The sequence below is a fragment of the Streptomyces sp. NPDC002573 genome (genome assembly GCF_042889625.1).
In the GTDB taxonomy this organism is placed as follows: Bacteria; Actinomycetota; Actinomycetes; order Streptomycetales; family Streptomycetaceae; genus Streptomyces; species Streptomyces gibsoniae.
On the sequence record NZ_JBIARC010000022.1, the window covers coordinates 110938 to 134242 of the forward strand.

At 70.1% G+C, this 23305-nt stretch carries 20 protein-coding genes, 1 rRNA gene, 1 pseudogene and 1 riboswitch; of the genes and pseudogenes, 6 read left to right on the forward strand and 16 right to left on the reverse strand.

Going from position 1 to position 23305, the window contains the following annotated elements; genetic code table 11:
* Positions 1 to 95: 95 nt before the first annotated feature.
* Positions 96 to 785, reverse strand: coding sequence for a Clp protease N-terminal domain-containing protein (locus ACFYX0_RS21875; RefSeq protein WP_388972428.1), 690 nt, complete (start codon positions 783 to 785; stop codon positions 96 to 98).
* Positions 786 to 1029: 244 nt separating this feature from the next.
* Here ACFYX0_RS21875 and ACFYX0_RS21880 point away from each other — a divergent pair, with 244 nt between their 5' ends.
* Positions 1030 to 1458, forward strand: coding sequence for an SRPBCC family protein (locus ACFYX0_RS21880; protein WP_388972430.1), 429 nt, complete (start codon positions 1030 to 1032; stop codon positions 1456 to 1458).
* A gap of 59 nt (positions 1459 to 1517) precedes the next feature.
* Here ACFYX0_RS21880 and ACFYX0_RS21885 read toward each other — a convergent pair whose 3' ends face one another.
* Entirely contained in the window at positions 1518 to 2177 is a 660-nt protein-coding gene (locus ACFYX0_RS21885; RefSeq protein ID WP_388972432.1) for a PadR family transcriptional regulator, read from the reverse strand.
* A gap of 243 nt (positions 2178 to 2420) precedes the next feature.
* Between ACFYX0_RS21885 and ACFYX0_RS21890 the strand changes: the two are divergent.
* Positions 2421 to 3260: pseudogene (locus tag ACFYX0_RS21890) on the forward strand (class I SAM-dependent methyltransferase).
* Positions 3261 to 3388: 128 nt separating this feature from the next.
* Positions 3389 to 4198 (forward strand): PhzF family phenazine biosynthesis protein, encoded by an 810-nt coding sequence (locus ACFYX0_RS21895; RefSeq protein ID WP_388972434.1) that lies wholly within the window; start codon positions 3389 to 3391, stop codon positions 4196 to 4198.
* A 14-nt stretch (positions 4199 to 4212) separates the two neighbouring features.
* On the opposite strand, the gene ACFYX0_RS21900 is transcribed toward ACFYX0_RS21895, so the two are convergent.
* Both ACFYX0_RS21900 and ACFYX0_RS21905 read right to left on the reverse strand, forming a co-directional pair.
* A complete protein-coding gene (locus tag ACFYX0_RS21900; RefSeq protein WP_355922014.1) occupies positions 4213 to 5013 on the reverse strand; it encodes a type II CAAX endopeptidase family protein in 801 nt (266 codons plus the stop codon).
* Between the two features lie 247 nt (positions 5014 to 5260).
* On the reverse strand, positions 5261 to 6778 hold the full coding sequence (locus ACFYX0_RS21905) for a glutamate-cysteine ligase family protein (RefSeq protein ID WP_388972436.1): 1518 nt from the start codon (positions 6776 to 6778) through the stop codon (positions 5261 to 5263).
* A 550-nt stretch (positions 6779 to 7328) separates the two neighbouring features.
* Between ACFYX0_RS21905 and ACFYX0_RS21910 the strand changes: the two genes are divergently transcribed.
* A complete protein-coding gene (locus ACFYX0_RS21910; protein ID WP_388972438.1) occupies positions 7329 to 7916 on the forward strand; it encodes a hypothetical protein in 588 nt (195 codons plus the stop codon).
* Positions 7917 to 8244: 328 nt separating this feature from the next.
* The gene (locus tag ACFYX0_RS21915; RefSeq protein WP_355921991.1) at positions 8245 to 8451 is read left to right on the forward strand and encodes a DUF5999 family protein; all 207 of its coding nucleotides are present in this window, start codon (positions 8245 to 8247) and stop codon (positions 8449 to 8451) included.
* A gap of 118 nt (positions 8452 to 8569) precedes the next feature.
* Here the strand turns inward: ACFYX0_RS21915 and gcvP are convergent, their stop codons facing one another.
* Positions 8570 to 11455: an aminomethyl-transferring glycine dehydrogenase gene (gene gcvP / locus ACFYX0_RS21920; protein WP_388972440.1), complete on the reverse strand. Its 2886-nt coding sequence runs from the start codon at positions 11453 to 11455 to the stop codon at positions 8570 to 8572.
* Positions 11456 to 11632: 177 nt separating this feature from the next.
* Positions 11633 to 11728, reverse strand: a riboswitch (glycine riboswitch).
* 114 nt (positions 11729 to 11842) lie between these two features.
* On the opposite strand from gcvP, the gene ACFYX0_RS21925 reads away from it, so the two are divergent.
* Positions 11843 to 12214 carry a PRC-barrel domain-containing protein gene (locus ACFYX0_RS21925; protein WP_355921985.1) on the forward strand — a complete coding sequence of 124 codons (372 nt, stop codon included), beginning with the start codon at positions 11843 to 11845 and terminating at the stop codon, positions 12212 to 12214.
* On the opposite strand, the gene ACFYX0_RS21930 is transcribed toward ACFYX0_RS21925, so the two are convergent.
* The 11 genes from ACFYX0_RS21930 to rrf form a co-directional block, all read right to left on the reverse strand.
* Complete coding sequence (locus ACFYX0_RS21930; protein ID WP_388972442.1) at positions 12136 to 13635, reverse strand: DNA polymerase IV; 1500 nt, start codon at positions 13633 to 13635, stop codon at positions 12136 to 12138. The genes ACFYX0_RS21925 and ACFYX0_RS21930 overlap by 79 nt on opposite strands.
* 54 nt (positions 13636 to 13689) lie before the next feature.
* Entirely contained in the window at positions 13690 to 14364 is a 675-nt protein-coding gene (locus tag ACFYX0_RS21935; protein WP_355921979.1) for a MerR family transcriptional regulator, read from the reverse strand.
* 515 nt (positions 14365 to 14879) lie between these two features.
* Complete coding sequence (locus tag ACFYX0_RS21940) at positions 14880 to 15353, reverse strand: bifunctional nuclease family protein (protein WP_004002801.1); 474 nt, start codon at positions 15351 to 15353, stop codon at positions 14880 to 14882.
* Positions 15354 to 15437: 84 nt separating this feature from the next.
* Positions 15438 to 16193 carry a MerR family transcriptional regulator gene (locus ACFYX0_RS21945; RefSeq protein WP_388972444.1) on the reverse strand — a complete coding sequence of 252 codons (756 nt, stop codon included), beginning with the start codon at positions 16191 to 16193 and terminating at the stop codon, positions 15438 to 15440.
* 43 nt (positions 16194 to 16236) lie between these two features.
* On the reverse strand, positions 16237 to 17022 hold the full coding sequence (locus tag ACFYX0_RS21950) for an FHA domain-containing protein (RefSeq protein WP_388972459.1): 786 nt from the start codon (positions 17020 to 17022) through the stop codon (positions 16237 to 16239).
* Positions 17023 to 17170: 148 nt separating this feature from the next.
* Positions 17171 to 17956, reverse strand: a complete 786-nt coding sequence (locus ACFYX0_RS21955; RefSeq protein WP_388972461.1) for a DUF881 domain-containing protein — start codon at positions 17954 to 17956, stop codon at positions 17171 to 17173.
* Between the two features lie 572 nt (positions 17957 to 18528).
* The gene (locus tag ACFYX0_RS21960) at positions 18529 to 18861 is read right to left on the reverse strand and encodes a small basic family protein (RefSeq protein WP_019708255.1); all 333 of its coding nucleotides are present in this window, start codon (positions 18859 to 18861) and stop codon (positions 18529 to 18531) included.
* The gene (locus tag ACFYX0_RS21965; RefSeq protein ID WP_388972446.1) at positions 18858 to 19688 is read right to left on the reverse strand and encodes a DUF881 domain-containing protein; all 831 of its coding nucleotides are present in this window, start codon (positions 19686 to 19688) and stop codon (positions 18858 to 18860) included. Before ACFYX0_RS21965 ends, ACFYX0_RS21960 begins: the two co-directional genes overlap by 4 nt.
* Positions 19689 to 19855: 167 nt before the next feature.
* Positions 19856 to 22351: a sugar phosphate nucleotidyltransferase gene (locus ACFYX0_RS21970; RefSeq protein ID WP_388972449.1), complete on the reverse strand. Its 2496-nt coding sequence runs from the start codon at positions 22349 to 22351 to the stop codon at positions 19856 to 19858.
* A gap of 113 nt (positions 22352 to 22464) precedes the next feature.
* On the reverse strand, positions 22465 to 23073 hold the full coding sequence (locus tag ACFYX0_RS21975; protein ID WP_388972452.1) for a CDP-alcohol phosphatidyltransferase family protein: 609 nt from the start codon (positions 23071 to 23073) through the stop codon (positions 22465 to 22467).
* 143 nt (positions 23074 to 23216) lie between these two features.
* Positions 23217 to 23305, reverse strand: a 5S ribosomal RNA gene (rrf, locus tag ACFYX0_RS21980); the annotation flags it as partial.

Consider the following 23305-nt stretch of genomic DNA (forward strand, 5'->3'; position numbering starts at 1 on the left):
GACGCGGACTTGGGGGGCAGGACGCGGCAGCAGCTTCGGCGGCGAACTCGGCCCTGTTTCAAGGACGGGGACTCGAAGGTTTCAAGGACGGGGACTCAAGCGCCGGCTGTCGGAGCCCCCGGCAGTGGACCCGCGCCGGGCGGCACCCGCGGCGACGGGAGCATCGTCGGCCACGCCCCGTCCCCGCCCGGGGTCTCCTCCGCGCCCAAGGGCCCGGCGGCGTAGTCCTCCACGGTCGTCCCCGCCTGGATCCGGGCCCGAAGGCTCGCCACGTCGACGCCCGCGCGGCCGAGGACCTCGACGGCCCGTGACTCGGGGTCCGTCAGGATCGCCGCGAGCAGGTCCAGCCCCCGGGCGCGTGCGGCGCCACGCCGGACCGCGCGACCGTAGGCCGCGGTCAGGGCGCTCGCCGCCGCCGGCGACCAGCGCTCGGGTTCGCAGAGCACCGGCAGCGCACCGGAGTCCTCGACCGTGCTCTGCCAGCGCAGCCCGTAGCCGATGGCCCGCTGGACCAGATAGCCGAGCAGCCGTGCGACCTGGGGGCCGTCGAAGACGGCCCGCACCTCGGCGTCGGACTCCAGGAGCGTGTGCAGCAGATGCGCCGTGTCGGTCTGCCGGTCACCGTCGCGCACCGCCCTCCTGCGGGCGCCCGCGACCACCGCTGCCAGCTCGGCGGTGAGCCTGGCATCGAGGCGTGTGCGGTGCTCGCCGGACTCGGCGGCCGACCGCTGGGAATGACGGGGTGCCACATCCCCTACCCCATCAGCCCCGGCGGCCCGGGGCATCCCCGGTGGGCAGCATCTTCGCATCCGACACAGGTTGGGGATGCGTGACCGGGTTCTCCTCCTTACGGATGAGATCGCGCCGTTTTCCCTGATGAACCGCGCGCCGCCTTGCCCGGGGCCGTCGTGCCAGCCGCCCCCGCACTTCCTGACGACCCATCAGTATTGAATGTTCGGGAGCCCCCGGCTACCTTCCGCGACACCGTAGCTGCACCCGACGCAGCAGCCGACACCAAGGGGTGGTCGCATGGCCGAAGTCAGCGCGGAAGCACATGTCGAGGCGCCCGCCGAGAAGGTGTGGACCCGGCTGACCGACTGGTCGTCGTACGGCGAGTGGAACGCGACCCACACCAGCTTCCCCGGCGGCGGCCCGAAGACCCTGGAGGTGGGCGGGACCTTCGAGGAGAACATGAAGCTCATGGGCTTCCCGGCCGAGGTCGTCTGGACCGTCGAGGAACTGGTGCCCGGCCGTGTGCTCGCCATCCGCGGCAAGGGCCCGATGGCCGTGACCGTCGCCACGCGCTACACGCTGACACCGGACGGCGCGGGCACCTCGGTGCGCATCGACGGGGAGTTCACCGGCGCGGCGGTCTCCCTCATGGCGGGCAAGCTGAAGGACTCGGCGACGGCCGCGCTGAACGAGTCGCTGCGCCGCCTCGGGTCGCTGGTGTCCTGAGGGGGACGGACGCCAAGGCGCCCGGCGGTGGTGTGCCGCCGGGCGCCTCCGGGCTGCCGTCAGTCCTCGTCGGCGAGGATCAGGTACAGCTTCTTGCGGGCCTCGTTGATGACCGTGAGGGCCTTCTCACGCTGTTCCTTGCTGCCGGCCTTCCAGACCTGGCCGAACGCCTCCATCAGACCGAAGCCGGCCTGCCGGATCTCGTGCAGCGCCTCCCAGTCGACACCGCGCGAGGCCTCCTCCCAGGGAGCCTCCGGGCCCTCCTCGGCCGCGGCGCGCCCCGCCTCGGTGAGCGCGAAGAGCTTCTTGCCGCCCTCGCTCTCGCTGGTGATCAGCCCCTCGTCCCCCAGCAGCTGGAGGGTGGGGTAGACCGAGCCGGGGCTGGGCTTCCACGTCCCGCCGCTGCGCTCGGCGATCTCCTGGATCATCTCGTAGCCGTGCATGGGCCGATCCTTGAGCAGGGCCAGGATCGAGGCCCGTACATCACCGCGCCGCGCCCTGCCGCGCGGTCCGCCCCGGCCGCGCCCACCACCCCAGGGTCCGCCCGGCCCGAAGAAGCCGGGACCGCCGAATCCGGGGCCGCCAGGGCCGCCGTGACCGCCCGGCCCGAAGGGCCCGAAGGCCGCGCGCCGCATGTCGAAACCACCCCGGGCGCGATGACCGGGGCCGCCACGGTGTCCGTGACGCTCGAATCCGAAGTCCTCTTCGTGGGAACGCATCGCCATCACTCCATCCATCGTTGATCTGTCGCGATGCCTCAACGATATATCGGAAACATTCGCATGACAAGACCCTTTGGGCGCGGCGCCACAGGCTCGGGCCGCGGCGTCGCAGGACGCCCGAGAAGGCGTCGGGGGACGCCTGAGGAGGCGTCGCGGGAGGACGCCGGAAAAAGTCGCAGGCGTCGCCCGCGTGTCTCGCACCAACCGGCCTGCACCGATCCGTCGAGCACCAAGGACTTTGTGAACCACCCAGATCTCCACGCCAAGTCCCCCTCGCTCGCGGCCGGCATGGCCGCCGCCGATCACAGCCCCGACATCCAGCTGACCCAGACCCGCCACCGCGCCGCACTCGTGGCGAGCCTGCACGCCCGGCTCGGTCGTCCTCGAACTGGGCTGCGGCCAGGGCGACATGACCGCCGTGCTCGCAGAGGCTGTCGGACCCGAGGGGCGAGTGGATGCCGTCGACGTGGCCGACCCCTCCTACGGGGCGCCGGTCACGCTCGGGGAGTCGGCGGCCCGGCTCGCGGCGGGCCCGCTCGGGCCGCGCATCGACTTCCGGCTCGCCACCGACGTACTCGACCCCTCGGTCGACTTCCCCGCCGGCACCTTCGACCATGTGGTGCTCGCCCACTGCTCCTGGTACTTCGCCTCGCTCGGAGAACTGCGGGACACCCTGGCCCGGGTCCGGCCGTGGGCGCGGCGACTGTGGTTCACCGAGTGGGACCTGACTCCGACGACCGGCTGGCCCATCTCCTCGGCGTACTGATCCAGGGGCAGATCGAGGCCGCGGGATCGCGTGGCCAGGGCAACGTCCGCACACCCTTCTCCCGGGAGGCGCTGCTGTGGCTCCTGCCCGAGGCCGGATGGACGGCCGGCGGCGCGTCGGTCGACACCGGAGGGCTTCAGGACGGCGACTGGGAAGTCGCGGCCTGCCTCGACCTGGCCGGGACGGAGGAGCGACCGGCCGTGCTGCCCGAGCCGGTGCGGCAGCTCGTCCTGAGCCAGGCCGACGTTCTCCGGGCCGTCGCCAGGACGCGCGGCAACCGGGCGCTCGGCGCGTATTCGATCACCGCGCACTGACCCACCGCCCCGGCCGACCGGTCCCCGTGCGGGGAGACCGGCCGGCCTTCGGCGAGACGGGACACTCGGGTCCAGTCACTCGGCATTGGCCTTGGCCCGGCCCGTCCGGCGGGGTCTAACGTCGGCCCATGCGGATTCGAATCGTCGACGCCTTCACCGACCGCCCCTTCACCGGCAATCCGGCCGGTGTCCTGCTCCTCGACGCGTTCCCCGAGGACGACTGGCTCCAGAGCGTGGCCCGCGAGGTGAACCACGCCGAGACCGCCTTCGCCCACCGTCTGCCCGACGGCGGCGAGGCCGACTGGGCGCTGCGCTGGTTCACGCCCGCCACCGAGGTCGCCCTGTGCGGCCACGCGACCCTCGCCACCGCCCATGTGCTGCACACCACGGGCCCCCACGAGGGCCCCGTGCGCTTCACCACCCGCAGCGGAGTACTGAGCGCCGAACCGCACGAGGACGGCTCGATCACCCTGGACTTCCCCACCGCACCGCTCACCCGTGCCGAGATCCCCGAGGGCCTCGCCGTCGCCCTCGGCGCCGAGCCCCTCACCGCGTTCGACACCGGCCCGGCCATCGGCGACCTGATCGTCGAACTCGCCGACGAGAAGTCCGTGCTCGATCTCGCCCCCGACCCCAGGACCCTCGGCCGCCACTCCGCGCGAGGCGTCATCGCGACCGCCCGCGCCGAGGATCCCTCCCGGGGATACGACTTCGTCTCGCGCTGCTTCTTCCCGAACGTCGGCATCGACGAGGACCCCGTCACCGGCAGCGCCCACACCGCCCTGGCCCCTTACTGGTCCGAGCGCCTCGGCCGCCCGGACCTCGTCGGCCTGCAGGCCTCGCCCCGCTCGGGCCGCGTCCGCACCGCACTGCGCGGTGACCGCACCCTGCTCACCGGCCGTGCGGTCACCGTCATCGAGGGCGAACTGCTCGGCTGACGCCGCCCTCGCCCTCACGCCGTGGGCAGCCAGCCCACCTTCCCCGCCAGCAGCGCGTATCCGACGAACGCCCCGATGTCGAGCAGCGAGTGGGCCACCACCAGGGGGCCCACCCGCCCCCAGCGCCGGTAGAGCCACACGAAGACCACGCCCATCGCCATGTTGCCGAGGAAACCGCCGACGCCCTGGTAGAGGTGGTAGGAGCCGCGCAGCACCGCACTGGCCACCAGAGCCGTCCCGGGGCTCCAGCCCACCTGGCCGAGCCGGCGCAGCAGATAGCCGACGACGATGACCTCTTCCAGGACCGCGTTCTGCACCGCCGACAGCACCAGGACCGGAAACTTCCACCACACGTCGGGCAGGGCCTCCGGCACCACCGTGAGGTTGGCGCCGAAGCCCCGGGCCGCCAGATAGAACGCGACACCCGTGGATCCGATCACCGCGGCGATCAACGCCCCGCGCCCGAGGTCCGGCCACGGCCGTGAGCGGTCGAAGCCGAGCGTGCGCAGCGACGACCCCTCGCGCAGCAGGAAGTGCGCGACAAGGGCGACCGGCACGAGCGCCGTCGCGATCCCGAAGAGCTGCCAGGCGAGATCGAGCCAGGGGCGGCCCGGTGCGGCCGAGGCGTTCATGGTGGCCGCCTGGTCCTTGAGGCCCCCTGGCTTGGTGACCGAGCCGACAAAGCTGATCAGCGCGGACACTCCGCTCGCACCGAGCGACAACGCCAGCACCAACAGCGTCTCGTCACGGAGAACCCGTCGCGTCGGCTGCTCCACCGGAAAAGAATCGGCCACCGACCCTGCCTCCACCTGCACTCCCGCCTCCTGTTGCGCCATGAGCGATCCCGCCGCGTCCCATCTTCGCCCCGTCAGGGTCTCGAAAGAAGTTACGAAGATCGCGTGCGACAGGCCGTGGGGCGGACGCCGCACGGAGCCCGGACACCGTACAGGGAGCCCACGCTCTACGCGGCGCCTCCCCTCTGTGCTGCCATACGGCTGCCGTACGGCACCGGCTCAACAGGACGGACATGGTTCTACGGGGAGGAGCGGGCCGGGAGGTCACTCAGCCCAGCAGCACCGGTTCCGGTAACCCGACCGGCCAGGTGTGCACCGGCTCGCCCAGATGCATCAGCTGGCCGTACCGACGGGTCGTCGCGGCCAGTGCGGCGTCCCGGTCGAGCCCCTGCTCCAGCGCCCGGTGGAACGTGGCGGACTGCCAGGTCGCGCCGTTGGTCCTCAACCGGCACCGCTCCTCGATCACCCCGAGGTACAGGTCCCGGTCGGCCGGCTCGACACCCCACGCGTCGAGCCCTGCCTCGGCGAGCGGCAGCAGTTCGTCGCGCACCAGGTCCACGGCCTCCACCTCGGCCATCCCGCCGTACCGCCCGCGCCGCGGCCATTTCAGCCAGGCGTCGATGCCGTAGCGGCAGGCGTTGTCGAAGTTGGCGGCCGCGGCCTCGAACGGCAGCCGCGCCCACACCGGCCGCGCGTCCTCGGCGAGGGCGCGGACGACGCCGTAGTAGAAGGCCGCGTTGGCGATCACGTCGACGACGGTGGGTCCGGCGGGCAGCACCCGGTTCTCCACCCGTAGATGCGGGACGCCGTCGGCGATGCCGTACACCGGCCTGTTCCAGCGGTAGACCGTGCCGTTGTGCAGGACGAGTTCGGCGAGCTTGGGTGTGCCGCCTTCGTCGAGGACCCGCAGGGGGTCCTCGGGATCGCAGATGGGCAGCAGCGCCGGGAAGTAGCGCAGGTTCTCCTCGAACAGCTCGTAGGCCGAGGTGATCCAGCGCTCCCCGAACCAGGTGCGCGGCCGTACCCCCTGCGCCTGCAGTTCGGGCGGCCGGGTGTCGGTGGACTGCTGGAACAGCGGCGGCCGGGACTCGCGCCAGAGTTCCCGCCCGAACAGGAAGGGCGAGTTGGCGCCGACGGCGATCTGCGCCGCCGCGACCGCCTGCGCCGCGTTCCACACGTCGGCGAAGCGGGCCGGGGTCACCTGGAGGTGCAACTGGACGGAGGTGCAGGCGGCCTCGGGCGCGATCGAGCGGGAGGTGCACACGAGCCGCTCCACCCCGTCGATGTCGAGGGTGAAGTCCTCGCCGCGGGCGGCCACGATCTGGTCGTTGAGCAGGGTGTACCGGTCGACGGCGGACAGGTTGGAGGAGACCAGGTCGTCGCGGTCGAGTGTCGGCAGAATACCGATCATCACGATGCCGGCGTCGACCTCGTTCGCTTTCCGGTGGGCATACGCGAGCGAGGTGCGCAACTCCTCGGCGAGCCGGTCGAATACCCTGCCACCCAGCCGGTGTGGAGCTATGTTGACTTCCAGGTTGAACATGGCGAGTTCTGTTTGGAAATCTCGACTGGCAATCCTTTCCAGCACTTCCGCATTCATCATCCTCGGCATGCCGTCGGGTCCGGCGAGATTCAATTCGATCTCCAGACCCATGAGGTTCTTCGGACGATCGAACCTCTCCTCCTCCAGCAGTCGCGCAAATCCCGTCAGACACCGCCTGAGCTTGTCGCGGTAGCGCTGACGATCGGACAGGTCGAACGCCCCTGCCACGACCTTCTCTCCCATCGACTACGTCCCTCCTGGGATGGGCAGGCCGACGTCCCGGCCCCTGCTGTCCTCGGGTCACGGTGGATGATGCCCCGGCAACGCGATCGATAACGCCCCCGCGCACGGCCGCCACCCGCTAGGCTGGTGGGAAGCGGCACGGGGCACATTCCCCCGGCATACGGCGATATGCATTTTCTGGACGCAACCTCGTCGTAAAAAACGTCGACGAGAATCGGCCGTCCGCTACGGACGAGTAATCCGAGGTCATACGCGGTGAACCCGCTCGATATCGGGATGAATCCCTGCCAATCAGCGACCGGATATTGCCTTGCTCGTCATCCGCGGGACGACTAGACGAAACATTGCATGAACATGTGTCGTATAAACTTTCCGCACGAGGCAGAGAGAGTTGGCGCGCGCGGTCCTGAGGCCTGTCGTCGAAGCGCCTCCATTCGTCCGGGCACGGCTCCCCCGCTCCTCTGACCCCGAGAGCTGACAGCGACGTCCGCCCGCCCCCTTCCCGCACCGCCCCCCGCGCCACTGCCTGTCGAATGAGAGGCGACCCACCATGCTCCTGCATGTCCCCCCGGCACCCGCGCCCGCTCTCCGTTCCGTCCTCACGGCACTCGGTTCCCCCACCGCGGTGCAGGAGGCTCGTACCCCGTCCCTGCGAGCCGCCCAGGGACCCGCGACACCCGAACTCCCGCTGCCCGTGCACGTACTGGACCGGATCACTCCCACCGGCGAGTGGGTCACCCGCCTCGCAGGGTGGCGCTTCCTCATCCGCTGCGGGGACCGCGCGGTCGCCGCAGCCGAGACCATGCTCACCCCTGACGGCTGGGCGTTCTCGCACTTCTTCGAAGGCCCCTACATCGCCGCCACCGAACGCGCCCTGCGCCAGGCGGAGGAGGCGGCGACCCAGCCCTACCAGGCCCGACTGCTGTCCGTGCCGAAGCTGTACATGCTCACCCTGTGGCTGCACGGCGACTGCTCCGCCGACGGCGCGGCGGGCTCCCTGGCCGCGACCGATCTCCTGGTCCCGCTCGCCCCGGCGCCGCCCGGGGTAGCGGCCCACCGTCCGCACGGCGTCGCCGGCCTCCTGCCGGTGCTCACCCTGCGCATGGCACCGGCCCCGCTGCTCGGCTCGCCCGCGTAGGACAAGCCCGACCCGACCCGTGCCCCGCGGCCGGAAACGGCCGCGGGGCACGTTCCGTGCAGGGGCCGGCCTGCACGGACTAGCCTCTTCCGGCTATCACAAACCATCCGAAGGGACCGGGGAGTTGAGCTGAACCGTCCGCGCGGGTGACGCGTCATGAACCTGTGAGAACCGGTACAGCGAAATGCCTGCGGATCGACAGCCGTGGGGCAAGACTGGGTCCCGAACGTATCGCCTACGGGGGGCGGCCATGGACGACATGACAAGCCGCAGGACAGACACGGCAGCCATCTCACCCATCACGACAGAGCGAAAGATCCCATCCATCATGTGCCAGCACCAGCCACCGTGCCCGACCGCCGAATCCGCCGACCGGGAGTCCGCCCGCCTCATGGCGCACCACCCGGAGCAGGGATGGAGCCTGCTGTGCAACGGCGTTCTGCTCTTCGAGGACACCGGTGAGCTTCTGCCCGACGGCCAGATCATCGCTCCGCACCGCCCGCTGGGCACGGACCAGGTGATGACGGCCGCCTGAGCGGCGCACACGGGGCAGCGTCTGCCCCGTGAGGCAAGGGGCAGACGCTGCCCAGTGACACGAGGGGCCGGCCGGAGACATACGCTCCGCACCGGCCCCGACGCATGTCCTATGCCGATTACTCCTCGTAAGCGTCCAGCGGCGGGCAGGAGCAGACGAGGTTGCGGTCGCCGAAGGCCTGGTCGATGCGGCGCACCGGCGGCCAGTACTTGTCCGCGGCCGACACACCGGCCGGGAAGACGGCCTCCTCACGCGTGTACGCGTGCTCCCACGTGCCGCCGAGCGCCGCCGCGGTATGCGGGGCGCCCCGCAGCGGGTTGTCCTCGGCGGGCCACTGGCCCGAGCCGACCTTCTCGATCTCGGAACGGATGGCGATCATCGCGTCGCAGAACCGGTCGATCTCGGTGAGGTCCTCGGACTCGGTCGGCTCGATCATCAGCGTGCCGGCCACCGGGAACGACATCGTGGGCGCGTGGAAGCCGTAGTCGATCAGCCGCTTGGCGACGTCGTCGACGCTGACGCCGGTCGCCTTGGTCAGCGGGCGCAGGTCGACGATGCACTCGTGCGCGACCAGACCGCCCGGGCCGGTGTAGAGCACGGGGAAGTGCGGCTCCAGGCGCTTGGCGATGTAGTTGGCGGAGAGCACGGCCATCTGCGTGGCCCGCTTGAGACCCTCGCCGCCCATCAGCCGGACGTAGGTCCACGAGATCGGCAGGATGCCCGCCGAGCCCCACGGGGCGGCCGAGATCGGGCCGACGCCTGTCTCGGGGCCGGCCGCAGGCTGCAGCGGGTGGTTCGGCAGGTACGGCGCCAGGTGAGCGCGCACACCGACCGGGCCGACGCCGGGGCCGCCGCCACCGTGCGGGATGCAGAACGTCTTGTGCAGGTTGAGGTGCGAGACGTCGCCGCCGAAGTGACCGGGCTTGGCGAGGCCCACCAGGGCGTTGAGGTTGGCGCCGTCGACGTACACCTGGCCGCCGGCCTCGTGCACGGCGGCGCAGATGTCGGCGACGTGCTCCTCGAACACACCATGCGTGGACGGGTAGGTGATCATCAGCACCGACAGCTCGTCGCGGTACTGCTCGATCTTGGCGCGCAGGTCAACGACGTCGATCTCGCCGTCCTCGGCGGTCTTCACGACGACGACCTTCATACCGGCCATGACGGCGCTGGCGGCGTTGGTGCCGTGCGCGGAGGACGGGATGAGGCACACCGTGCGCTGGTCGTCGCCGTTGGCACGGTGGTAGCCGCGCACCGCGAGCAGACCGGCGAGCTCACCCTGCGAACCGGCGTTGGGCTGGAGGGAGACCTTGTCGTAGCCCGTGACCTCGGCGAGGCGCTCCTCCAGCTCACGGATGAGCGTGAGGTAGCCCTCGGCCTGGTCGGCGGGCGCGAAGGGGTGCAGCTGCCCGAACTCGGGCCAGGTCACCGGCTCCATCTCGGTGGTCGCGTTGAGCTTCATGGTGCAGGAGCCCAGCGGGATCATGCCCCGATCCAGCGCGTAGTCGCGGTCGGCCAGCCGGCGCAGGTAGCGCAGCATCGCGGTCTCGGAACGGTGCTGGTGGAAGACCGGGTGCGTCAGGTAGGCGCCGGTGCGCAGCAGCTTCTGCGGAAGCGCGTCCTCGGTCGTGCCGTCGAGCGCCGCGACATCGCCCTCGACGCCGAACGCGCCCCAGACGGCGGCCAGCTGGGCCCGCCCGGTCGTCTCGTCACAGGCGAACGAGACGTGGTCTGCGTCGACGAGGTACAGGTTCACACCCCGCTCGCGGGCGGCGGTGACGACCGCGTCGGCCCGGCCCGGCACCCGCACGGTGAGGGTGTCGAAGTAGGAACCGTGGACGACCTCGACCCCGCCGGCGGTGAGCCCCGCGGCCAGGATCGCGGCGTACCGGTGCGTGCGCTGCGCGATGGTGCGCAGGCCCTCGGGCCCGTGGTAGACGGCGTACATCCCGGCCATCACCGCGAGCAGCACCTGGGCGGTGCAGATGTTGCTGGTCGCCTTCTCACGGCGGATGTGCTGCTCACGCGTCTGCAGCGCCAGCCGGTACGCCTTGTGTCCGTCCGCGTCCACGGAGACACCCACGAGCCGGCCCGGCAGGCTGCGGGCGAACTTCTCGTGCACGGCCATGTAGCCGGCGTGCGGGCCGCCGAAGCCCATCGGCACGCCGAAGCGCTGGGTGGTGCCGACGGCGATGTCGGCGCCCAGCTCGCCGGGGGAGGTCAGCAGCGTGAGCGCGAGCAGGTCGGCGGCGACGGTGACCAGCGCGCCCAGCTCGTGGGCCTGCTCGATGACCGGCTTGATGTCGCGTACGGCACCGGAGGCGCCCGGGTACTGGATCAGTACGCCGTTGATCTCACGCTCGGCGACCTCGGCCGGGATGCCGTCGCTGAGGTCGGCGACGACGATCTCGACCCCGGTGGGCTCGGCACGGGTCTCGATCACGGCGATGGTCTGCGGCAGCACGTCCGCGTCGACCAGGAACAGGCCCTTCTTGTTCTTGCCCATGCGCCGGGACAGCGCCATCGCCTCGGCGGCGGCCGTGCCCTCGTCGAGCAGGGAGGCGCCGGAGGTCGGCAGGCCGGTGAGGTCGGCGACCGTGGTCTGGAAGTTCAGCAGCGCCTCCAGCCGACCCTGCGAGATCTCCGGCTGGTAGGGGGTGTACGCGGTGTACCAGGCCGGGTTCTCCATCACGTTCCGGAGGATCACCGGCGGCGTGAAGGTGCCGTAGTACCCGAGACCGATCATGGAGTCGAGGACCTGGTTGCGGTCGGCGAGCGAGCGCAGCTCGGCCAGCACCTCGGCCTCGGTGCGTGCGCCCGGCAGGTCCAGGGCGTCGGCGTTCTTGATCACGTCCGGGACCGCGGCGGCCGTGAGCTCGTCGAGCGAGCCGTAGCCGACATGCGCGAGCATCTTGGCCCGCGCCTCCTGGTCGGGCCCGATGTGGCGCTGCTCGAAGGGCGTACCCTGCTCGAGCTTGGAGAGCGGAATGCGATGGGCGGTCATTGCGGAGGCCTCCTGGTCTGACGCGACCTTCGAGGGGTACCTCGGCGTGGGTACCCCGACGGCCTCCCCCTCTGTCATCTCGACCTGAGAGCTTCACCGGTCCGCCCGAAGGCGTTCCGGTTTTCACCGTCGGTGAGAGCGGGAGCCGTCGACACCCGCCCTGCTTTCCAGAGTGACCTCGTCCGTGCGGTACGTGTGCCTGAGAGTTTCCGGGGAGGGTTTGCTCCTTCGGCGCCTCCGGATCGCTCCGGAGGGCTCTCCCGCACGGGGTCGACAGCCGTTTGCCAGCCTACCAGCGGGGACAACAGGACAACCTTCGAGTGGCCGCCGTGCTGAATGTGCTCTTTTGTAGTGCTGACGGATGTGTTGCGACCAGTTGGAGGGACCGTGCAGACCGAGATCGATCCGCGGAATCTGATCGGCCGCAAGGCGTTCGACCGCAATGGCGTCAAGATCGGCACGATCGACGAGATCTATCTCGACGACGCGACCGGGGTGCCGGAGTGGGCGGCCATACGGACGGGTCTGTTCAGCAGGGACGCGTTCGTGCCCCTGGAACCCAGCCGGCTGGTCGAGGGCGCGCTCTACGTGCCCTTCGAACGTGCGCTGATCAAGGAGGCACCCGACTTCGGGGTCGGGCGGCATCTCTCCCCCGAGCAGGAACTGCAGCTCTACCACCACTACGGGCTCGACGTGGCCCCGCCGCCCGCGCCGCCGGACCGCGACTTCGGGCGGCTGGCGAAGCCCGACGGGGCCTGAGGGCGGGCACTGTCCTCGGCGGCCTCCGAGCTCTCCTCGGCAGCCTGGGGACTCTCTGCGGCAGCCTCGGGTCTTCGGGACACCAGGGGCAGCGGATCCGCCGGCTCCAGCCGGGGGTCGTCGGTGCGGAACGTGCGCACGCGGCCCGGCCCCGAGTCGGGCGTCTCGAACCGTATCGTCACCCTGCCCAGCCCACTGCCCTGCACCCAGCCGTGCCCGTGGTCGATGTGCCGCACGTCCTGCCCCGCGCGCCAGACCGGCTCGGCCGGTGCCTCCGGCGGCTCGTCGGCGGGCCCGGCGACGGCCTCCTCCTCCGCACGCTCCTCCGCCACCGCCTCCCCGGCCGCCAGATGCGCCTGGGCGAACAGGTCCTCCTGGGTGTAGTCGGCGAGCCCGGTGACGCCGACGCCCAGCAGCCGCACCCCGCCGGTGGTGTCCACGGACTCCAGCAGCCGCCCGGCCGCCTCGCGCACCACCGCGGGGTCGTCCGTCGGTCCGCGCAGGGTCTCGGAGCGGGTGAGGGTCGAGAAGTCGTACCTGCGCACCTTCAGCACGATGGTCCTTCCCGACACTCCGGCGTCCCGAAGCCGCCGCACACAACGGTCCGCGAGCCGCCGCACCTCCAGTCCGACCCGGATCCGGTCATGGATGTCGACGTCGTACGTGTCCTCGACCGACACCGACTTGGCTTCCCGCTCCGCGACGACGGGCCGGTCGTCCCGGGCCAGCGCCATGGCGTACAGCGCCTGCCCATGGGCCTTGCCCAGCAGCCTGACCAGTTCGTCCTCGCCGGCCTCGGCGATCTCGTCGACCGTGGTGATCCCGGCCCTCCGCAGATGGTCCCCGGTGGCGGGCCCGACCCCGGGCAGCGTGCGCACCGACATCGGGCCGAGCAGCGCCCGCTCGGTGCCCGGCGGGATCAGCACCAGGCCGTCCGGCTTGGCCTGCTCGGAGGCGATCTTGGCGAGCATCTTGGAGGCGGCGAGTCCCACCGAGCCCGTCAGCCCCGTGACCGACCGGATGTCCGCGCGCAGCCTGACCCCCACGAGCCGCGCCGACTCCTCGTCCCAGGCCACTCCCCCGGCCTCCAGGTCCACGAACGCCTCATCGAGGCTCAGCGGCTCCACCAGCGGCGACAGGGCCCTCAGCAGGGTCATGACCTGCTCGCTGATCTGCCGGTAGAACCCGAAGCGCGGCGTCAGATACGCGGCGTTCGGTGCGAGGCGACGCGCCTGGGCCATCGGCATCGCCGAGTGCACCCCGAACACGCGCGCCTCGTAGGACGCCGTCGCCACCACCCCGCGGGGCCCCAGGCCGCCCACGACGACGGCCTTCCCGCGCAGGCTCGGCTTGGCTGCCTGCTCCGCCGAGGCGTAGAAGGCATCCATGTCGAGATGCAGGATCGTGGGCGCGGTTCTCACATCTCCGATGCTGCCCTACGCCACTGACAACGCGACCCGTGGTCGCGGCGTGTGTCAGACCGCCCGGTTGCGGCGCTGCGCCAGTTCGTCCGCGGGGTTGTGGCCGACGATGGTCTCCCCGGTGTCGACCCGTTCCCCATGGAGCTGCGACAGTGCGCTCTCCACGTCACGCCACACGACGCCCACGGCGATGCCGAAGATGCCCTGACCGCCCTGGAGCAGGGCGTGGACCTCGTCGGGTGAGGTGCACTCGTAGACCGTCGCGCCGTCGCTCATCAGCGTCATCCGCTCCAGGTCGGAGAAGCCGCGCTCCCTGAGGTGCTGGACGGCGGTGCGGATGTTCTGCAGGGACACGCCGGTGTCGAGGAAGCGCTTGACGATCTTGAGGACGACGACGTCCCGGAAGCTGTACAGCCGCTGGGTCCCGGACCCGTACGCCGGGCGCACGCTCGGTTCGACGAGACCCGTTCTGGCCCAGTAGTCCAGCTGCCGGTAGGTGATGCCCGCGGCGGCGCACGCCGTGGGGCCGCGATAGCCGACATGCTCGGCCGCCACCCCCGCGTCGCCCGCCACGGCCGTCGGCCGCTGAGGGGCGGTGCCGGCCGTGTCGTCGTGGTGGGGGCATGCCCCGCTCGCGCGGAGCCGAGAGCTTGGAGGAGGGTACGGACCGTTCTCTCCCAGACTGCGTCCGGGAGCCCCCCCTGCCGTACCGCCGCCGCTGCTTCTCACGCCGACCTCCGTCCTTGACCTGCCCTCTCGACGGTAGGCAGTCACCAGGGGTGCGTCAACGATCGCCACACTCGGCACGCCGAGTGATAATCACCCTAGGAGTGGTTTCTCGTGCCCCACCGCGGGGAAAGGCTAGCCGAATGCTCTGGCGGCGGATCGTGAGATGCCGTACAGACCATCGAGCGGTGACCGCGGAGGTCGCGTCTCCGGCTGCCGCATCGGGCTTCACGACGGCTCATCGCCGGTCGCCCCGCTCCACGGCGTGACCTGCATGCTCTCAGAGTCCCGGTCTCCCAGCGCGCCTGTTCCGGTACGGCCGGCGCGCCCGTCAGACCCCCGCACTCCGTTCCGCGGCCTTCCGGCGCCGACCGCGCGGTCTCCTCACGCCCTGCGGAGGTCAGGGCCTTCTCGGCCCGTATATGGAAGCGACCGCGGGCCGCCCCCGGGGGCACCCTGCGCGCGGCGCAGCCGCTCCTCGGCCCAGCCACCCCGTCCGGCACGCCCCGCGGGGCGTGTCACTGGCTGCTCGTACCGAAGTCCTCGGGAGAGATCTGGTCGAGGAACTCGCGGAACTTCTCGACCTCGTCCTCCTGCTCGTCCGGGATCGCGATACCCGCGTCGTCCAGCACCCCGTCACTGCCGTAGATCGGCGTACCGGTACGCAGGGCGAGCGCTATGGCATCGGAGGGCCGGGCACTCACCTCGACGCCGCTGGCGAAGACCAGCTCGGCGTAGAAGACGCCTTCACGCAGATCCGTGATGCGTACTTCCGTGAGCTCCTGACCGACGGCTTCCAGCACGTCCTTGAACAGGTCGTGCGTCAGCGGTCGCGCGGGGGCCATGCCCTGCTGGGCGAACGCGATCGCCGTCGCCTCCCCGGGGCCGATCCAGATGGGGAGGTAGCGGTCGCCTCCCACTTCACGCAGGAGCACGATCGGTTGGTTGGAGGGCATCTCGACCCGGACACCTACGACATCGAGCTCGTTCACACAGCAACCCTAGGCCGTGGTCGGGATGTTTGGGTAGTCGGGCACAGAACGACGGGCGGATCCGCCGACGGCGAACGCTCCGGTTCAGGGCAGGCGTACGCCCAGCGCGGCCTGCACCAGTGCCGCGTGCAGCTTGACCGCCAGCCCGGCCAGCTCCTTCGTACGGGCTTCGGCGTGCGCCCTGGTCTGCGGGTTGCGATGGCGGCGCAACGGGGCCACCACCTGGTCCACCAGGCCCGCCTCGCGGTCCGCGGCGGCCTTCATCACCCGCAGATGACGTGGCTCGATGCCATGGCGGCCCAGTTCGGCCAGCAGAGTGGCCAGCGTGACGGCCTCGGCGTCGTAGATCCCCTCCACCAGGGGCGTGACCAGGCCGTATGACTCCCACTCCGCGAGCTGCTCGGCGCTGATCCCGGCGGCCGTCATCAGCTCGTCGCGGTCGATCCGCGCGGCGGGAGCGGCCTCGGGCTCGCCCAGAAGGTCCTCCAGCAGCTCCCCGTCACCGGCGTCACGCGGACGGCCCAGGGACGGCAACCGCACCTCTTCGCCCCGCTCCAGGGCGTCCAGGTGCTCACGGATGACCTTGAGCGGCAGATAGTGGTCCCGCTGCATCCTCAGCACATGACCGAGCCGCTCGACGTCCCGCGCGCTGAACTTGCGATACCCCGAGGGGGTGCGCTGCGGCTCGATCAGGCCCTCCGACTCCAGGAAACGGATCTTGGAGACGGTGACTTCGGGGAATTCCTCGCGCAGCACGTTCAGCACGGTGCCGATGCTCATCAGCCCGCGGTCCGGGGCGACGGTGCCGCTGTCGGCACCGCCGCTCGGTGTGTGAAGCATGGGACCTTCCCTGGAGTCCCCCCGGACGGAGTCTGGGGGACGGTCAGATGCCCCGCTGGTTGGCGTAGAAGACCAGTCGGTACTTGCCGATCTGGACCTCGTCGCCGTTGTGGAGCAGGACCTGGTCGATGCGCTCACGGTTGACGTACGTGCCGTTGAGGCTGCCGACGTCGGCGACCGAGAACGAACCGTCCGGGCCGCGGCGGAACTCCACATGGCGACGCGACACCGTCACATCGTCGAGGAAGATGTCGCTCTGCGGATGACGCCCCGCCGTGGTCAGGTCGCTGTCCAGCAGGAAGCGGCTGCCCGAGTTGGGGCCGCGACGCACCACCAGCAGCGCCGAGCCGAACGGCAGCGCGTCGACCGCCGCCTGCGCCTCCGGGGAGAGCGTGGGCACGGCCGACTGGCCGGCCGCCTCCGCGTCGTACGCCTCGAGACCGGAGATGGAGATCGTGGACGTGGTCTCGGACGCGCGCTCCGGAACCGCCCCGGGCCGAAGCGGCGCGCCGCAGTTGGAGCAGAAGCGGCTGTTCTCCGCGTTGCGGTGGCCGCACCTCGTACACACCTGGGCCGACATGTCCCCGAAACCTATGGGGCCGGACGCGCCAGGGTCAACAGACGGCGCGCCCTGGCCTCCGGAAATGTGACCACCCGGACCAGTGACCTGGTCCCGGAACAGCGGGCGCTGGCCCTCCGCGTCTTGTGGCTGTGCGCGATGGCGGGCGGACGCGTTGTCATTGCCCTCTCGCGCGCTCTTGCCGAACAACTTCGCAAACAACTTCACGGGCGATTCCCCTTGACCGAAACAGACCCGCCCGTGGGGCAGGACGAACCCTCATTGCATACACCGGCCGACCCGGACATCCTCACAACGTCCGTATCCACCAGACAGTTTCCACCACGCACCACCCATTCGGTGCGCCGACCCCCCGCAACCTGATGCCCTCGCCGGATGGGCTCCATGCACTCCCGGTTCACTGTGAGGACGACCGAGCGTAGTCAGGCTGCTTCGCCGCCCGCAAGGCGTCGACGACGATCTTCGTCGAACCCTCCACGGCGACCGTGGCCTGCTCCTTCTCGAGGGTCTGCACCACGCCTCCCGGGATGTTGAGCGCCGGCTCCAGGTCCTGCGGCTTGCCGATGACCTTGAAACGATAAGGCTGGGTGATCTTGTTCCCGTCGACGCTCACGCTCTTGCCCGAATCCGACAGATACGTGCTGGCGACGACCCGTACGCCGTTCACCTCTATGGCCTCCGCACCGGCCGCGCGCAGCTCCTGGATCGCGTCGAGCAGCATGTCCGCCTGGACCGTTCCCTTCGTGTCCCCGATGGTCATCGTGATGCCGGGGCCCTGTGCCGGCACCGTGCCCGCAAGGATGCCGAGTTGCTTCTCCTTCTCGGCGGTCTGCTTGCGGGCCTCCTCGGCACGGTCCGAGCTGTTCTCCAGCTCGGACCGTTGATCTTCGAGCCCCTGCTTCTCGTCTTGAAGACGCTGGGTACGGTTGTCCAGTTCATCGAGGATGCGAACAAGATCTTCCTGGCGTGCGCCGCGCAGGGCACTGCTTCCGTTGCTGTTGGACGCGACCTGCACGGCGAGGCCGAAGCCCAGGCCGAACAGCAGGAGCGCGACGATGAGTTGGGCCCGGGTGACCCGCGGCGGCCACACGCTCTTCGCCAGGCGCTGACGGCCGGTCACCGCGGCAACCGGCTGCTCGGCCCCCTCGGGTGACCGCGCGGCCCCGGGAGCCGGCGCAGGGATCTCCTGCGGAAGCTCCCGGCGCAGCCGGTGCTCGGGCCCCGGCCCGCGCCCGTGCTCGGGACCGCGCTCGTGTCGCGGACCTCGCTCGTCCTGAGGACCCTGCTGGTGCCGGAGACCATGTTCGTCCTGAGGACCCTGCTGATGCTGAGGACCCTGCTGATGCTGGGGACCTCGCTCGTGCCTCGGATCCGGCCGGCGGTCGGGGCCCTGCTCACGTGCGCGGTCGTCCGCACGCCGAGGCTCCTGCGCATGCTCGGGACCCCGCTGATGACGGGGTCGCAGTTCGTGACGGGGAGCCCGCTCATGCCTGGCGTGCAGCTGGTGCCGGGGACCCGGCTCACGGCTGGGGCCTTGCTCTGGCCGGGGCTCCTGTTCCCGCTCGGAGTCCTGCCCGCGCCTGGGGCCCTGGCGCTGTCCGGAGTCCTGGCCCTGCCCGGGCTCCTGGCGCTGCTCGGGGTCCTGCCCACGCTCGGAGTCCTGGCCACGCCCGGAGTCCTGGCCCTGCCCGGAGTCCTGCTCGTGCTCGGGATCCCGCTCAGGCCTGGGGGTCACGTCGTCGTTGCTCATCCCCATCACGCCCGGAACACGTGCCGGCGGATCGCCGCGGCGTTGGAGAAGATCCGGATTCCGAGGACGACCACGACACCGGTGGACAGCTGCGCGCCGACGCCCAACTTGTCGCCGAGGAACACGATCAGTGCCGCCACCACCACGTTCGACAGGAACGACACGACGAACACCTTGTCGTCGAAGATGCCGTCGAGCATGGCCCGAAGACCGCCGAACACGGCGTCCAGCGCCGCGACGACGGCGATCGGGAGATACGGCTCGACGACTGCTGGAACCTCGGGCCGAACCAGCAGGCCGACCACGACTCCGACGACGAGGCCCAGTACGGCGATCACGATGTGCCCTTCCCTGTGCTCTGTTGTGCTGTACGTACGATCACACTCGGTGCTGCGGGCAGCCGGACGTCGCCCTCGGTGGAAATGGCCGTCCGGATCCCGTAGTTCTGCTGCAGCGCATGCAGGTACAGCCCGTCGGCGCTGTTCTGGAAGCTGGTGCTCAGCCGCTGGCCGTCCCCCACCGCGAGCACCGTGTACGGCGGCACCAGCGGTCTGTTGTCGACCAGTATCGCGTCTCCCGCGGCCCTGATCGCCGAGAGGGCCGTCAGCCGCTGCCCGTTGATCGCGATCGCCTCGGCCCCCGACTCCCACAGCCCATTGACGACGCGCTGCATGTCGCGGTCGCGGACGCGCCCGGTGTCGGAGAAGCCGGAGGTCTCGCGAGGATTGCCGTCACCGCCCGTGGTGGCTTCCTTCGCGTCGTTCACGACGAGCTTCACGCCGGGCCCGTGCACGGCGACGGCACCCGACAGGATGCCCACGAGGTCGTTTCCGCCCCCGCGGTTCTTGAGGGCCGCACGCTGCCGCGCGCTCACGTCGTCACGCAGGTCGTCGACCGAGGCCTCCAGCTTGTCCGCAGCCGCCGTCTCCCGCTGGACGCGGTCGATCAGTTCCTGACGCTCCTTGGCGACCGTCGGGGCCGCGATACGGGCCTGCGCGGCGCCCACGGTCACCACGAGGGCGGCGAGCACGAGCCCGGCCGCGAGACCGAGCTTGGCGCGCACCGTCCTGGGCATGCCACCGGCGCCCTCGGCCTTCTTCCGGGCGGCGGCCTCGGCGTATCCGTCGTCGAGGCTGTGATCCATGACGTTGGTGAGCAACGACATGGACGCGTCCGGACGCCTGGGGCGCGCGGGTGTGCTCCGAACGGGGGGCGGCTGCGGCATGCCGCACATCGTCGCACGTCGCGCGTGATACCTCCGAATGGCCCCACCGGCGTGCCGGACAGGCCCCCTTGGGGACACATGTCCGGCACGCGCGCGTGGGGGGTGTTTTATCGGCCGGCGCTGTCCACGACCGCCGACCACTCGTCCAGCAGGGCCTGCGCGGAAGCATCGTCGGGGCCCTCGGCCCACAGATGCGTGACGGCCTCGGCAGGGTCGGGCAGTACCAGCACCCACCGCCCGTCCGCCTCGACGACCCGCACGCCGTCGGTCGTGTCCACGAAGCGCTCACCGGCCGCCTCCACGACCCGGCGCATCACGAGCCCCTTGACGGCCCACGGGGTCGCGAGATCGCGCTTGAGGACGTGCGCCCGCGGAATCCGCGCGTCGATCTGGCTGAGGGTGAGCTGCGTACGGGCCACGAGCCCGATGAGCCGTACGAAGGCCGCCGTCCCGTCGAAGACGCTGCTGAACTCCGGCACGATGAACCCACCGCGTCCGTCGCCACCGAAGATCGTCGACTCGTCCTGTCCCACCCGCGTGAGGTCGTCGGGCGAGGTGGTGGTCCACTCGACCTGGGTCCCGTGGTACGCCGCCACCTGTTCGGCGATCCTCGTGGTGGTCACAGGCAGCGCCACCCGCCCGCTGCGCCGCTCGGCGGCCACCAGGTCGAGCATGACCAGCAGCGCCCGGTCGTCCTCGACGATCCGCCCCTTCTCGTCGACGAGCGACAGCCGCTCGCCCACGGGGTCGAACCGCACGCCGAAGGCCGCCCGCGACGACGCCACGATCTCACCGAGCCGTACCAGCCCCGATCGCCGCGCCTCGATGGACTCCGTGGGCCGGGACTCGTCGAGACCCGGGTTGATCGTCAGCGAGTCCACCCCCAGCTTGCCCAGCAGGCTGGGCAGGACGAGGCCGGCGCTGCCGTTGGAGGCGTCCACGACCACCTTGAGGCCCGAGTCGGCGATGCCCGAGGTGTCGACACTCCGCAGCAGCGAACCGGTGTACGAGTCGAAGACGCTGGACGGGAAGTACAGGTCCCCGATCTCACCGGGGAAGGCCCGCCGGTACTCCTGCCGCCCGAACACCCGGTCCAGCTTCCGCTGACCAGCCTGCGACAGATCAGCGCCCTGCCCGTCGAAAAACATGATGTCGACGGAGTCCGGCACACCGGGAGACGTCCGGATCATGATGCCGCCGGCGCTGCCCCGCGCGGTCTGCTGCCGGGCGACGGGCAGCGGGACGTTCTCCAGGTCGCGTACGTCGATGGCGCTGGCCTGGAGCGCGGAGATGACCGCACGCTTCAGCGCACGCGCGCCACGGGAGTGGTCGCGGGCCGTGGTGACCGTGGACCCCTTCTTCAGCGTGGTCGCATAGGCCCCGGCCAGCCGCACCGCCAGTTCCGGGGTGATCTCGACGTTCAGGATCCCGGAGACGCCACGGGCGCCGAACAGATGCGCCTGGCTCCGCGACTCCCAGATGACCGAGGTGTTGACGAACGCCCCGGCCTCGATGGTCTTGAACGGGTAGACCCGGACATTGCCCTGCACGATCGATTCTTCACCGATGAGGCACTCATCGCCGATGACGGCGCCGTCCTCGATCCGTGCCGCGCGCATGATGTCGGTGTTCTTTCCGACCACACAGCCCCGAAGATTGCTGTGCTGGCCGATGTACACGTTGTCGTGGACGACGGCCTTGTGCAGAAAGGCCCCGCTCTTGACGACGACGTTCGAGCCGACGACCGTGTGCTCCCTGATTTCGGCGCCGGCCTCGACCTTGGCGTAGTCACCGATGTAGAGCGGCCCGCGCAGCACGGCGTCGGGGTGCACCTCCGCGCCCTCGGCCACCCAGACGCCCGGGGAGATCTCGAAACCGTCGATCTCGACGTCGACCTTGCCCTCCAGGACGTCGGCCTGCGCCTTCACATAGCTCTCGTGGGTACCGACGTCCTCCCAGTAGCCCTCGGCGACATAGCCGTAGATCGGCTTGCCCTCCTTCATCAGCTGAGGGAAGACATCACCGGACCAGTCGACAGGAACATCCGGCTCGACGTAGTCGAAGACCTCGGGCTCCATGACATAGATGCCCGTGTTCACGGTGTCGGAGAAGACCTGGCCCCAGGTCGGCTTCTCGAGGAAGCGCTCGACCTTTCCCTCTTCGTCGACGATCGTGATACCGAATTCCAGAGGATTGGGCACACGGGTCAGACAGACGGTGACCAGGGCGCCCTTTTCCTTGTGGAAGTTGACCAGATCGGTGAGATCGAAGTCGGTCAGGGCATCACCGGAGATGACGAGGAACGCGTCGTCCTTGAGTGCTTCCTCTGCGTTCTTGACGCTCCCGGCGGTACCGAGTGGCTTCTCCTCGTTGGCATAGGTGAGCTCCATCCCGAGCTCCTCGCCGTCACCGAAGTAGTTCTTGACCAATGAGGCCAGAAATTGAACCGTGACCACGGTTTCGTTGAGCCCATGCCTTTTGAGCAGCCTCAGCACATGCTCCATGATCGGGCGGTTGACCACCGGCAGGAGCGGCTTGGGCATGCTTGAAGTCATGGGGCGAAGGCGGGTGCCCTCGCCTCCGGCCATTACGACGGCCTTCATGTCGGAAGCGTCCTCCTCGAAGAGACGACGGTCCAGCCGACTTCACCCGTCTGGATTGTCCCGCAGTTTCCCGGCGCGGGTCTTCGATCCTCGGGGGCCGCCAATCGGCGAGCTCAATCGGCCTTGGCATCCGCTCGGACAAGGCGGCGGACCTGGACCACGTAGAGAACTCCTGCCCACCAGTACAGGGTTGTACCCCACCCGGCGAACGCCCATCCGAAAATAGCAGCGAGTGACGCGATCCAACCATGCCCGTCACTGAGAAGCAGCAGTGGGAAGGCGTACATCAGGTTGAAGGTAGCGGCCTTCCCCAGGAAGTTCACCTGGGGCGGCGGATACCCGTGCCGTCTGAGGATGCCCACCATCACCAGGAGGACCAGCTCACGCGCCACCAGGATCCCGGTCAGCCACAGGGGCAGGATGCCGCGCCAGGTCAGGCCGACCAGCGTCGACGCGATGTAGAGCCGGTCAGCCGCGGGGTCCAGAAGCCGGCCGAGGCTGCTGATCTGGTTCCAGCGCCGGGCGAGTTTGCCGTCCAGGTAGTCGCTGACCCCGCTCAGGACGAGGATGAACAGCGCCCAGCCGTCGCTCTTGGGCCCGCCGAACTCGGGCCTGAGGATCAACCACAGGAAGATGGGCACGCCGACGAGACGCGCCATACTGAGGATGTTCGGGATGGTGAGGACCCGGTCCGTCTGGACACGGGTCTCCTGGACCTCCACCCGGGGGCCTCCTGCGGAAAAGAGCCAACGATGCCCCCTGACCTTACCCGCCCCGTTCACGACGCGATGCGGAGGGGTCGGCACAGCGTCCCTGAACGCAGAAAGCCCCCGTACCGAATGGTACGGGGGCTTTCTCAAAATTTGTTCGGCGGCGTCCTACTCTCCCACAGGGTCCCCCCTGCAGTACCATCGGCGCTGTAAGGCTTAGCTTCCGGGTTCGAAATGTAACCGG

Excerpts from the sequence above, each read along its gene's own strand:
- ACFYX0_RS21965 (WP_388972446.1), bottom strand. The coding sequence starts at position 19,688 with ATGTCGTTGCTCACCAACGTCATGGATCACAGCCTCGACGACGGATAC.
- ACFYX0_RS21905 (WP_388972436.1), bottom strand. The coding sequence starts at position 6,778 with ATGGGAGAGAAGGTCGTGGCAGGGGCGTTCGACCTGTCCGATCGTCAG.
- ACFYX0_RS21915 (WP_355921991.1), top strand. The coding sequence starts at position 8,245 with ATGTGCCAGCACCAGCCACCGTGCCCGACCGCCGAATCCGCCGACCGG.
- ACFYX0_RS21885 (WP_388972432.1), bottom strand. The coding sequence starts at position 2,177 with ATGCGTTCCCACGAAGAGGACTTCGGATTCGAGCGTCACGGACACCGT.
- ACFYX0_RS21945 (WP_388972444.1), bottom strand. The coding sequence starts at position 16,193 with ATGCTTCACACACCGAGCGGCGGTGCCGACAGCGGCACCGTCGCCCCG.
- ACFYX0_RS21970 (WP_388972449.1), bottom strand. The coding sequence starts at position 22,351 with ATGAAGGCCGTCGTAATGGCCGGAGGCGAGGGCACCCGCCTTCGCCCC.
- ACFYX0_RS21880 (WP_388972430.1), top strand. The coding sequence starts at position 1,030 with ATGGCCGAAGTCAGCGCGGAAGCACATGTCGAGGCGCCCGCCGAGAAG.
- ACFYX0_RS21875 (WP_388972428.1), bottom strand. The coding sequence starts at position 785 with ATGCCCCGGGCCGCCGGGGCTGATGGGGTAGGGGATGTGGCACCCCGT.
- gcvP (WP_388972440.1), bottom strand. The coding sequence starts at position 11,455 with ATGACCGCCCATCGCATTCCGCTCTCCAAGCTCGAGCAGGGTACGCCC.
- ACFYX0_RS21910 (WP_388972438.1), top strand. The coding sequence starts at position 7,329 with ATGCTCCTGCATGTCCCCCCGGCACCCGCGCCCGCTCTCCGTTCCGTC.
- ACFYX0_RS21895 (WP_388972434.1), top strand. The coding sequence starts at position 3,389 with ATGCGGATTCGAATCGTCGACGCCTTCACCGACCGCCCCTTCACCGGC.